Below are 12,946 nucleotides of genomic sequence, written 5' to 3' on the forward strand. Positions count from 1 at the left end.
TGTTTTTCGATGCCCCTGAAAGCCTAGTGTTTTCAGGGGTTTTATCAACATTTTGTTAATCTGTCAAAGTAGAATTATATTTGATAAATAAATTGTCCAGGCACATTAGACAGGCACATTAGACCATCATAATTTGTCCTATTTTTAGCTCACTCAAATTAACAGGCCATTAGCTCTAAATCAGCCATACTGCTTTTCTGTGCACTGATGTTCCCGGTCTCTCCCCTGCTTTCCCAGGACCCGGGTCGCCTGTTGATTGATAAAATGGAGATCCCCATGGAGTTTGACGGCAAGCCCGATGAAGCTGCCTGGGAGCACCTGAAGCCCTTTCCCATGACCTCCTTTATGCCGGTGTTCGGAAATCTGCCCGCGGAGAAGTCCGTGATCAGGATGGGCTATGATGACCAGTATGTTTATGTGGGAGGACTGCTCTATGTCTCCCATCCTTCCTTTGTACAGGCACTGGGCAAGAAAAGGGACATGGAAACCATGTCTTCGGATTTTTTCATGCTGAGCCTCGATACTTACAACGACAAGGAGAATTCTCTTCTTTTTGCCACCAATCCCCTGGGGCTCCGCTGGGATGCCGCAGTAAGCAATGACGGAACCATCGAGATGAGAGAGATACCCCTGAATATGGACTGGAACACCTTCTGGGAGGTGAAGGCCAGCTATGATGACCAGGGCTGGTATTTTGAAATGCAAATACCCATTTCCAGTCTGCGCTTCCAGGATAGCAATGGCCGGACCGTAATGGGGATCAGCGCATTCCGATGGATCCCTGCCAAAGACGAAGGAGATATTTTTCCGGCTATTTCAAACGAATGGGGCCCAAGCAGCCACTTAAAGCCATCCCTCTATCAGGAGGCTGTTTTTGAAGAGCTTAGCCCGAAAAAACCCTTGTATATCACCCCCTATCTGCTAAGCGGATATAATCAGGAGAATAGCTTAAACGAAGCGGAAACGGCCTATGATTATGGGAAGGCATTCAAATTTGAACCCGGCCTGGATATTAAATTTGGAATCAATCCCAACACCGTGCTCGATCTGACGGTCAATACCGACTTTGCCCAGGTGGAAGCAGATGACCAGCAGTTTAACACGACCCGCTTCAGTCTGTTCTTCCCGGAGAAGAGAAAGTTTTTCCTGGAACGGAGCAGTATATTTGACTTCTCCCTGGGGGGACAGAACAAGCTCTTTTACAGTCGCCGGATAGGAATGAATGAAGGAGAACCGGTCAGGATCTGGGGGGGAGCACGCCTGAATAGCAGAATCAACAACTGGGACTTGGGCCTCCTGAATCTACAGACTGCATCATTGGATGAACTGCCCTCAGAAAATATTGGAGTGTTCCGTGTAAAAAAGAGGGTCCTCAACGCTTATTCCTACCTGGGAGGCATGCTTACCTCCAGGATCGGGGTGGATGGAAGCTATAATGTGGCTTATGGAATAGACGGGGTAATCAGAGTGTTTGGAGATGACTACCTGACCATCCGTCTGGCACAAACGCTCAGCGACAGCCTGGATAATAATCCCCTCTCCCTCGACCCTTCAGCCTTCACCGTGATGTGGGAACGACGAAAGCAGGAGGGCCTTTCCTATTCGGCCGGCCTCACCTATTCAGGAACAAATTATAATCCGGGTACAGGCTTCAAAATGATCGACGACTTCCTGGCCAGCGGTCAAAAACTGCAATATACCTGGATTTCTCCGGAAGAATCGTGGTTACAGTCCCACTACTTCATGCTGTTCAACTATGTCTTTTACCGGATTCCGGAATACTCCCTGATGATACAGAACCTCAGCCCCAGCTGGAACTTCAGCTCAAAAAACAGCTGGATGGGTTCGGTGGGACTGGCCTACAGAACCGATCAGCTGGAGGAGGAATTTGAGCTTGCCGACCCCGTAATTGTCCCTGCGGGAAGATATGATTATCTGAGTGGTGAACTGATGTTGCAGACTCCCGGTTCCAGCTCCCTCTATGCCATATTTATGTTTGAGGGTGGTGGCTATTTTGACGGCTACAAGCTTTCGCCAGGCATTGAGCCCAAATGGAACCTGGGAGCATCCGTGGAGCTGGGCGGCATCTATAAGCTGGACCTGATCCGTTTTCCCGGCCGGAACCAGTCCCTGAATAATCATATCGCCGGGTTAAGGGCCCTCTATATGGTCTCCACCAGGCTCTCGTTTTCAGCCTTTTTGCAGTACAACAGTTCCATCCACAAACTAATCTCCAACCTGCGCTTCCGTTACAATCCCAAAGAGGGAACAGATCTTTATATTGTATTTAATGAGGGCCGGAACACCTGGCTCGAGCGTGAAGTTCCCACCCTGCCTGTGTATGATGCCAGAAATATCACCCTCAAATTTACCTACACCTTCGAGCTACAGCGGTAACAGTTCCTGCCTCGCCACCAGGGTATCCCGGATCACATCGGCGGCCGTAAAAAAACCAATGGCCCCTCCTTCCATATTGGTCCGGGCATTTCCGGGCAACACATCAAACATCCCTCCCCGCCAGTCAGTTTCAGAGAGTATCCCGCGAAGGAACTCTCCATACCAGGCACTCACCGACTCCTTTTCCCGGTAAACGACGGTCCCCGGTGGAAATCTTACAATCTCCTGAAGTGGTTTAAAGAGCTTGTTTACATCTATTCCGTTCAGGGTATAATGATAAATCACGGCATGGTTTTCCCAATCGGGCAGGGTGTCATATCCGGGCAGATGGCTCCAGTCCATCTCCAGTCTTACGATGGCCGGTTCATCGCTGTCGCTGATATATGCCTCCAGCAGCGGGGGGGCCGACTGTACCTGGCGCACATTCATGTACTGAAAAGGCGTTACGGCACGCATATTGGTAACGGCCGTGATGCGCCTGTTATCCAGCAGGATCCGCAGCTGGTAGTATTGATTCAGCACCGCGGCAAACAGAGAGTCGGTCCGGTAAATCCCCGGCCGCTCCGGGTCCTCGGTCAGGGAAAATAACTCGCTGCCATCAAAGATCTCAAGCTGTGCTCCCGTAACCCCTTCGGGGCTTCCATTCATCACGTAGAGGGGCCTGGTAAGCCTCACCTCGTGCTGTTTAAATTCGCTGGTTATTTTTCCCTCCACGACAATCAGGTCCCCCTCCTGGTATTTCAGATCCCATTCCACCTCTTTGGTACAGGAGACCAAAAAGAGGTTTACAGTCAAAACGAACCCTGGGATCAGGCGGAGTGCAGCTTTTTTATATGTTCGGCGCAGTCTCATCTTTTAGAACTTGAAGTGGTAACTTAAAGAAGGGACGAACCCATAAAGGTAATACTGGGTGGAAAAGAGTTCCGGATTGCTGTAATAATCGACCGGGACCACAAAATTTCCATCCTCATCCATCATCTTGTTAAAATGCAGTGCAACCGGATTTATGCGGTTGTAGAAATTGTAAATCGAAAAGATCAGTTCATGCTGATACTTCCGTTCAGGTTTGCTCAGATGCCAGTTGAGAGCCAGATCCAGGCGGTGATAGTCGGGAAGCCGGTCATTGTTCCGCTCTGCATAGATGGGTACCTGGTGCTTATCGTAGTAGTAGAACCCGCTTGGAGTTGAAAAAGGGACCCCCGTCATATAAATAAAATTTGCCGTCAGGGTAAGCCTGGTATGAAGGGCCCAGGAGAGATAGATCGAAAAGTCGTGTGGACGGTCGGAATAAGAGGGATAGGGTTCTCCTCTGTTGATCTCATCCACCTGCGAAACGGCCCTGGAAAGGGTATAGGAGATCCATCCGGTCAGTCTGCCCTGCTCCTTGTTCACAATGGTCTCCAGGCCAAAAGCCTTGCCTTTTCCAAACCGGAGTTCCTCCTCTACCAGGGGATTCATCAGCATATGGGCATGATCGCGATAGTCGATCAGATTGATCATCCGCTTATAATACCCTTCCATCTCCAGGCTAAGGCCCGGAACTCCAAACCTTCGGGTATACCCCAGGGTAAACTGATGAGCATACTGGGGCGGGACATTGGGCCCCGAAGGAAGCCAGACTTCCAGAGAGGTAAAGGGACTGATGGAATTGCTTATCAGGTACTGGAACTGGCTGGTCCGGCTGTAGCTCAGCTTAAATACATTCTTTTCACCAGGCCGGTAAACCAGACTGATCCTGGGATCCACGGAGTACGACTGGTGATATACCTCCCCGGAGGGGTAAGCGGTCACCGCCAGGCTGTCCCGTTCAATCCCCCCCTCTGAGACCGGGATCCTCAAGTACTCCGTGGCGGGCCCCATATTGTGCCAGGCTGTTGTTCTTAAACCGGCACGGATGGAAAGCTTGTTTTGAATGATATACTGGTTGGAAACATACAGGGCGTACTCCCGGTTGTATTTGACTGAAAGGTCGTAACCCGGATCCCACTCCACACCCCCCCGGTACAGGTTGCCGGGATCGTGAAAATGACCCGCGGCCAGGACTCCGAAACGCAGGGTGTAAACAGGGCTCACATAGTGAGTGAAATCGTATTTGAGGGTAAGGTTGTCGATCCGGGAGTTCCAGTAGTCGTTTGCCTCCTTATTTGTAAAAAGCCGGTAATGATACGTGGATCCCAGAAGGGTCAGATTGGAGAAAAGCCTGTCCGAATAAAGATGGTTCCAACGTAGAGTGGTGGTGCTGTTGGTCCAGTTAATTCCGCTCGAAAAACCGGGACGGTTCAGCACATCAAAATTGTCCTCACCCCGGTAGCTAGAAAAGAAGAAGCGGTTATCTGAATTGATCCTGTAGTTCAGTTTCAAATGCAGGTCCGAGAAATGGAGATCCTTAATGTTCTGGTTCCAGTTCTGAACAGGTCTGATGATATAGGAACGCCTGCCCGAGGCGAAGAAGGAGATATGCTCCTTCCAGACGGGACCTTCCAGGGACAGCCTGGAGGAAAGAAGTCCAACACTGGCATCCATTCCGAAATGGTTCATATTTCCATCTTTGGTGCGGATATCGATCAGGGATGAGAGTCTTCCCCCGTAGTTGGCCGGGAAATCACCCTTGTATACCTTCACATCCTTGATGGCATCGGGCACGACCGTGCTGAAATAGCCCAGCAGGTGAGTGGGATTGTATACCGGGGCATCATCAATGGTGATCAAGTTCTGATCGCGACCCCCTCCCCTGACAAAAAAAATGGTGGATCCATCCCCGAAAAATTTGATTCCCGGAATGGCTGCCAGTGATTTGATCACATCCTTCTCCCCGAAAAGAGCCGGCATCTTCCTGACCGCTTCCGGATGGATCCGCTCCTCGGAGCTCCTGGCAGTCCGGATAATATTGTCGGTTTCTCCGGAATAAACAATCACTTCCCGGATCTGCGAAAGCTCCCTCTCCATCAAAAAATGCAGGGTCTGGTTCTCTCCCTTCCTCAGAGTCAGGGCCGTGTTCCTGTAACCCACATAAGTGCAGTGCAGTTCTTTTATCTCTCTTTGCAGGGTCAGGGAATAGAACCCATAATTGTTTGTAATGGTTCCTTCCACCCCTCCCGGAATGGTAATGGTGGCGCCTATAAGTACCTCTCCGGTCCTGGAATCCTTTACATATCCGCTTACGGTAAATCTAAGCGGCACAACACCGGTGCTATCCCTGTCCGGTGAGGCCTCCGCATTTAATCTCCTGCGCCAGGCGCGTTTCAGCACTATTTGCTGTTCCACTACTTCAAAGCTTATCCGGCGTTCCGAAAAGAGGGTGTCCAGGACCACCTCCAGGGGACTTTTATTAAGATGGATGCTGACGATCTCCTCCTCATCGATGAGCCTTGAATTATAAGAAAAACTGAGTCCTGTCTGCTCCTCGATCCCATCCAGGACCTTCCTCATGGGCTTCTCATACAAATCCAGGGTGATGCTCCGCAGAATCTCCTGTCCGAAAATAAAGGGAGACAGCACCAGCATATATATTGGCAGGAATATTTTCAATCCAGATCCTGACATTCCCTTGTCTCTATTCAACGCATCCTTCCCCGGCCAGCCTGATCTCATTTCCTTCGCGGGAGACCTGCAGGTCCAGGGTAAGCTCCAAAACCTTTAATATGGCCTCCAGAGTCTGATTCCTGAACGTAACCGTAATAGGACAGGAGGCCAGTTCCCTGTTCACAATGACCACTTCTACCCCGTATACCCTGCTCACCAGGCCGGCCACCTCCTGAAGAGTGGATTCCTCGAAGAACAGTTCCCTGGTCTTCCAGGAGATGGTATTGGGATCGGAGTCGGGAATCAGCATTAGTTCCCTCGCCGCCTTGTGATAGGTGCCGCCCGAACCAGCCTTCATAACAATCAGGTCCCCGGCATCCTGTTTTGCACTCAGGCCCACCAATCCGCTCTCTACCGTAATTTCCACCACCGGATTCTTTTTATAGGCATTCACATTGAAACTGGTACCCAGCACCTTTACCAGAGCCGCGCCCGCATCCACGATAAAGGGCCTGGCTGTATCCGGGCTCACGTCGAACCAGGCCTCCCCGGAGAGAAAGATTTTTCGCTCCCCTTCCTCAAAGGTTTTGCTGTACCTCAGCCTGGAATGCCTGTTCAGGATCACCCTGGTTCCATCGTCCAGGCCTAGCTCCACAGGTTCGTTTTCGGCCACTACCTTTTCCAAACCTGAATTCCGGCCCACATAGATCCAGGAAAAGGTGAGCAGCAATCCAAAGAGAAGCAAGGCTGCAATCCGGCGACTATAGTCGATCAAAAGGCGAACTTTAACTTTCCCAAATGCCGGGAGTTTTTCCTTCATCATCAGCCATTCCCGGTCCAGATCATAAGGGTCCCCGCCCGGAGCAGCACCGGCCGAATCCCAGATCTTCTGGTATTCGTCCAGCAACTCCCGTTTCGCAGGATCCCGGTCAAGCTCCTCGTGGAAGGCAGCGATTTCCGCCGGTCCGAGTTCACCGGAAAGATACCTGCTTACCAGGTGATCAAAGTCATTATATGTTTCCTCTTCTGACATGTTCATCTATAACACACGCATAAGCGCTCTTACCCCTATGGTTTGATCCAGTTTTTCAATTTAAGCAAAACAGCATCAGCCATAGCAGAATGCTCAGGTATTTTCCAAGTTGTTCCCTTAAAATTTTCAGGGCCTTGGTCATCTGGTTCTCAACCGTTTTTACGGATATATCCAGTTTACCGGCTATCTCGCCATATTTAAGCCCTTCAAAGCGGTTCAATTCAAATATCTCCCTGCACCGCTCCGGTAAAGCTTCAATGGCAGTCCTGATCTTCTCTTCCAGCTCCATGGCCTCGATTTGTGCACTCACATCCAAATCCCCGGCTCTGTCAGGCACCTCCTCCCCGGAGAACTTTCTCCGGTCTCTGATCACATTCAGACTACGGTTATTGACCGAAGTAAAGAGATAGGATTTCAGAGATGTGGCAAGATCCAGCCTGTTTCGCTTCTCCCAGAGATTGATGAACACCTGGTGCACCACCTCTCTGGCATCATCCTCATCACCAAGAATGCGCATGGAAAATGACATCAGTGGTGTGAAGTAGGTCCGAAAGAGCTCCTCAAATGCCCTTTGATCCATCCGCTCGCTTATTACCACTCTTTTTTCAATGGTCATTTGCACACAAGATAGATAAATCCAGAGTTCGATTAAAGCAAATTATTCAACAGGGGCTGTGAAAACAATCAGCACCCGGCTTACCCTGAATGTGCATGAAACAGGCAATCCGTCTACTCCACTCTGAAATGAACCCGCTTTACCAGATATTTTCCTGTGGGATCTGTTCCCCGGATCAAAATCTCATAGTCCCCTATCTGATCGGAAGTCCGAAAGGATATCTTCTGACTGATATCCGGTTCCAGATGCAGCGCAGGTTCCCAATAGAGTATGTTGCGTATATCCGGAAGACGCGGATCGAGCACCCCGTTCCGGGTAGAGTCGGCTACCGGAAGATTCAACATCCGGTAATTGACCAGCAATCCCGATGAGGGAAGATCGATATATCCCAAATCATTGTTTTTCGATATAAGACTGATGATTCCTCCAAAAGTAACGTTTCCCCGGATGTAGGGAGCATTGACAATTTCCAGCCGGTCTATAAGTCTCGGTGAGACCGCCAGAACAGCCTCCACATCGAAGATGGCCACTCCGTCAACAAGAAGCAGCGGCAGATAGATGGCCAGATCGGGATGATTGCCAAGAAGAACCAGTCGCCTTCCACCCCGGTTTCTTCTCAGGGATACCTGTGGAACCACCTCCACAAAATACTCCGCCAAGTTGGGAAGCTTTATGAAATTGTCAATATGGATGATGGAACTGGGATTCCCGTAAAACAACAACTCTTCCGCTTCCGGTTCAGGCGGAGCCTGCAGGATCCGGGGATAATATTGTTGTGCAATTTGTGCATTGACCGACATTTCGTTTATAAGACTGGCCAGGGAATCGCTTTTCTGCATGGCATAAGAGGGAAGCTGGAGTACATCGGGACTGAAATCGCGGTCTATCAGCAGTTCAATCTCCTCATAATCTGATTGGTAAGCGGATACAAACAGCTCCCTCTCTCCCACGTAAGCCGGAAATGAGAAATAAAATCTGCCCGCCGAATCGGAATAGTTACAGTAAAAATCCCTTTCATCGCCCAGTACAGACACAAAGATGGTGGCATAGGGAACAGGGCTCCTGTCAGAAGCACTGACCGCCTGTCCCGTAAGAGAAAGCCCCTGTATCTCAGGAAGTATTTCAGAGGAACCCCCCAGGTTCACAGGGCATCCGGGTCTGTAGTAAGCGGGATTTCCGTGAATCCCCGCCCTGGCCACGCTGACGGTCAGATCGGCCGGCGCATCCGGAAAAATCCACTTCAAATCTGCCACTACTTCAGTCCTGGTCCCGTAGATTTCACGGTCCAGCCGGCATTCCAGCATATCGGCCGAATGTGTTTCTAACTGCTTCAGCAGTTTTGCCACTGGTTCTGGCTCCCAACCCAGAGTATCCACCGGAAGGGCCTCCTCATTGAAAGGATCATAAATCCGGAGTGAAGTATATGCGAATCCTTCCGGCCCGCAATTCCTCATCCAGCGTGTATAGGCTTTCAGATAGTAAGTGCCGGAAGAGATCCCTTCCGGGATGGCCAGAGATCCGCTGGCCCCGGAGCTGTCAATCATCACTTTAGCCTGGGCCAGGGGACTTCCATCGGGCAGGATCAGTTCCACGTACAGAACACGGCTCCACTGCTCCGGGATTCCTGCAACAGGTGCTCTGTAGTAGGCTCTGTACTGAAGGTCTTCCCCGCTGATATAATGCCCCCTGTCGGTCAGCACTACCAATCCCTCGTGCTGAATCTGAGCCCCGGCCCTGAATCCAAGTCCAAGCAAAAAAACTGTAATTATGGTTCTGTATTTCATGTTTCACAAGTAATGTATTGTCATGGACATTTCATTCTGTTGACCAAAAAACCGGTGGCCGCAGTACCCGGTCACAGCTAAAGATATGGCCCCGCCCGCTAGTGACTCTCATAGTTTCCCAGTTTGACATTCCAGGAGATGGTAAACACGGGAACCCCGATCACCGAAAAGGAATAACCTTTAATAAAATATTCCTGCGGTACGAAATAAATGCTCTGGGGATTATTCCTGCCCAGCAGATTATATACGTTCAGGCTCCAGGAAGAGTGCATAAACTTGTCTGCTTTCAGGTTACCCTCGATATTCAGGGACAGATCGATCCTGAAATAGTCGGGTATCCTGAACTGGTTACGCGCGAAGTAATCGATGTAAGCCACATTGTTGATATAGTAAAGGGAGGTAGGATAAGTCACCGGACGACCCGACATATACACCATGTTTGAACTCACTGAGAATCTGCGGTTAATACTATAATTGGCCACCACATTGAGAACATGGGGCCTGTCGAAATTGGAGGGATAGGGATCTCCGTTGTTGATAGATTCAAAATCATTATCCCCCTGAACAAGCATCTCTGAACGGGAAAGGGTATAACTGATCCAGCCATCGAGCCTGCCGGAGGTCTTCTGCAACATTAGTTCCATACCATAAGCATCCTGCTGTCCCTGAAGCACCACCGTCTCGGTAAGGGGAGAGGTAATGAAATCAGCACCATCCTTATACTCAACAATATCCGTGGAATACTTATAATAGAGCTCTACCGACGAGGAGAGTCCCAGCCCGGGAAAGATATGATATACCCCTCCTGTAAGCTGGTAACTGGACTGAGGATCGATATAGTAATCCGACAGCTTCCACTGATCGGTTGGAGAGATGGTCACCGTATTACTGAGCATAAAGAGATACTGTCGCATCTGGTTAAAGGAAAGCTTGAAAGAAGTGTTGGGGCCCCCCTTCATATTTACTGCTGTTCTGAACTCCGGACCCGAATGGAATCTAAGGGACTCAAAATCGCCAAAGGCCAGGGAATCGATAACCGTATTCTCTGATTTTGCTTTGCCCTCCTCGTATAAGAGCACTGTCTGCGGTCCCAACATAGAGTAAAGGCTGTAGCGCGCACCGGCGTAAAGGGTCAGCCAGTCTGTAATCTCAAAGTTGTCACTCACGAAAATGCCTCCCTCCAGGGCCTGTTCAAATCCAAGACCGACGCTGTTCCGGATCGATGCTGCCCCATAGGGTTCCACGGTGCCCCGGTCCAGCCTGTAATAAATCAGGCTTCCTCCAAACTCAATCCGGTGTTTCAGGGAAGGTACCCACTGGAATTCAGTTAAAAGCTCGTTGTGGTTCAGCATATATTCATGCGAATAGGCCCTGGATATTTCGCTCTGGTCGGTATTTGCAAACTTGTAAACGGAGCTGGTTCCGGTCACCTTGGAGGAAAGCGCGGGCGAAATACTCTTCTCCCAGCTCACGGATCCTCCCCGGTTTGCATATTCATAATCGCTGAGTGTGCTGTAGCGAAACCAATCGAAGCTCTGGTAGTAGAAAGCATTGAGCACATTCTTCTCATTGAGCTGGAAATTTACCGATCCGGCAAAATCATAAAAGAAGGCATCACTGTCACGGATCAGGGGGTCTTCCATCCGGTTCAGGATCCAGTCTGAATAGGAGGAGCGTCCACTGATCAGGAATGAGGAGTGGTCCTTGCGAATGGGACCTTCTACCGTAACATTAGCCGAAACCGGACTGATCCCGGCATATGCCGTAAATGATTTATTATTTCCTTTACGGGTCAGAATGTTAAAGACCGAAGAAAGCCTTCCCCCGTAGTTCACCGGCACATTGCCCTTGTATATGGAAAAGTCCCTGATCATATCCGAATTAAAAGCAGAAAAGAAGCCAAAGAGATGTGAGGTGTTGTATACCGGCATCCGGTTGATGTAGAAGATGTTCTGGTCCACATTACCACCCCTGACATTCACCCCTACCGAAGCTTCACCTGCACTGGTGATCCCGGGAAGCAATTTGGATATCTTAATCACATCCCTTTCACCCATAAACACCGGGACCTGTTTCAGTGAATTCATGCTGAAACGCTCCACCCCGATATCCGTCGTATTGATTTCACGGTACTGCTCACCCAAAATCTGCACCTCATCCAGGGCAATTACGGCAGGCTGCATCTCTATCCGGAAATCTCCATCCGAATAAACTTCCATGGTGACATTCACACTCTCCATACCGATAAACCTGAAACGCATGGCATGGCTGCCAGGCTTCAGTGCCATGGTTACATTTCCATTCTGATCCGATACCGCACCCTTACCCGATCCCAGGTCCACCATCGTGGCACCCATGACGGGTTCTCCGTTGGCCAGGTTCAACAGCTTCCCCTTTACACGGGCCACGCCTCTGGCCAGTGAGGCTCCCCGCTCTCCCACCTCGATGGTCCGGACCATCTTTTCCGGTTGGGTCCCGGTAAGGTAGAGATCATCCTTGACCCCCAGGAAAGAGTCATTTTGCCCGCTCGTCCGATAGGAACCGGAAGAGGATGAAACAAGCGGAAGATGCATGCTCAGACGCCTTTCGGGTAAAATAACATATCGTCCGGCACCGATCCGGCTATAGTGAAGGCCGGTCCCTTTCAACACCTCGTAAAAGGCATCATCCACCTCCACCGAGTCGGCCTGGCAGGAGAAGGTCCGGCCCGAAAACCACTCTGAGTTGTAGAAGATGCGAATCCTGGTCTGGCTCTCCAGCTGCTCCACAAAACGGTCAAATCCCTCACCGGAAAGCCGGATGTTCACAGGCCCCTCACCCACCTGGGCCCTGAGAGCCACTGGAACAAAAAGAAAGGAGATCAACAGGAACCTAAGATGCTTCATGGGAAAGAGAATTACAATATTCAACTAAATGGCGGATTTGAGGATCGGTGGCTCTGTTCACCTTCACCTTCGATTGCTTCATGAACTGTTTGATGGTTTTCTGAATGCCGGGATCAAAAGCTTTCAGAAAGGTCCTGTTGTTCCTGTAGGCATGGAAGCGCCCCCCGATCAGCAGAAAGGACTCCCTGACCGCTTCGGTGAAATAGTAACTTAGCACTCCAGAGTTTTGATTGAGCAGGTAATTTTTCCGCCATTTATAAACACAAACCATTGAGCCTTCTGTTAATTGCTGGTAAAAGCCGGAATCACCCTCCGGGCCCTTCATCTTAATAAAGTGGAATCCTTCAAAGGAAAAAGATTCGACCCACTCGTTTCTCAGAACCAGGCTGGTTGTGGCTCCATAAATGTCCTTAAAATCCAGTATCAGCTGCTGATTGAAGAGGTCGTAGCGAAGTTGCTGCTTAACGAACTCCTTATCGTGAATCCTAATAACAGCTTCCCGGGCCTCCGGGAAAAAGAAGGGATCCCCCTGGGGCTGCCTGTATGGATAAAAATATTTCTCTCCATTCACCAGGTCGGCATCCCTGCCATATTTCCGCTCACATTCTTCCAGATAATCGCCAAGGGAAAGCTGTTGGGCATATATGCCGTAAAGCCCTGTAAAGGCTGTTAGTACTATAATTATCAAGGTTTTTCGCATGCCTGTTAA

Annotated in this window: 8 protein-coding genes; 1 reads left to right on the plus strand and 7 read right to left on the minus strand. The window is 50.0% G+C overall.

The features are described from left to right. The first annotated feature begins 207 nt into the window (after positions 1-207). Entirely contained in the window at positions 208-2,397 is a 2,190-nt protein-coding gene (locus P1P86_14445) for a DUF5916 domain-containing protein (GenBank protein MDF1576385.1), read from the plus strand. On the opposite strand, the gene P1P86_14450 is transcribed toward P1P86_14445, so the two are convergent. From P1P86_14450 to P1P86_14480, 7 genes are all read right to left on the minus strand, one after another. Next, on the minus strand, positions 2,386-3,249 hold the full coding sequence (locus P1P86_14450; protein ID MDF1576386.1) for a DUF4249 family protein: 864 nt from the start codon (positions 3,247-3,249) through the stop codon (positions 2,386-2,388). The two genes, P1P86_14445 and P1P86_14450, sit on opposite strands and share 12 nt — an antisense overlap. 3 nt (positions 3,250-3,252) lie before the next feature. Next, positions 3,253-5,901 (minus strand): TonB-dependent receptor, encoded by a 2,649-nt coding sequence (locus P1P86_14455; protein MDF1576387.1) that lies wholly within the window; start codon positions 5,899-5,901, stop codon positions 3,253-3,255. A 49-nt stretch (positions 5,902-5,950) separates the two neighbouring features. Next, positions 5,951-6,958, minus strand: coding sequence for a FecR domain-containing protein (locus tag P1P86_14460; protein ID MDF1576388.1), 1,008 nt, complete (start codon positions 6,956-6,958; stop codon positions 5,951-5,953). Positions 6,959-7,007: 49 nt separating this feature from the next. Next, complete coding sequence (locus P1P86_14465; protein MDF1576389.1) at positions 7,008-7,568, minus strand: RNA polymerase sigma-70 factor; 561 nt, start codon at positions 7,566-7,568, stop codon at positions 7,008-7,010. 113 nt (positions 7,569-7,681) lie between these two features. Further along, a complete protein-coding gene (locus P1P86_14470; GenBank protein ID MDF1576390.1) occupies positions 7,682-9,352 on the minus strand; it encodes a hypothetical protein in 1,671 nt (556 codons plus the stop codon). A gap of 98 nt (positions 9,353-9,450) precedes the next feature. After that, complete coding sequence (locus P1P86_14475; protein ID MDF1576391.1) at positions 9,451-12,237, minus strand: TonB-dependent receptor; 2,787 nt, start codon at positions 12,235-12,237, stop codon at positions 9,451-9,453. Next, on the minus strand, positions 12,224-12,937 hold the full coding sequence (locus tag P1P86_14480; protein MDF1576392.1) for a hypothetical protein: 714 nt from the start codon (positions 12,935-12,937) through the stop codon (positions 12,224-12,226). Before P1P86_14480 ends, P1P86_14475 begins: the two co-directional genes overlap by 14 nt. Between the last annotated feature and the right edge of the window lie 9 nt (positions 12,938-12,946).

It is taken from the genome of Bacteroidales bacterium (genome assembly GCA_029210725.1).
Taxonomy (GTDB): Bacteria; Bacteroidota; Bacteroidia; order Bacteroidales.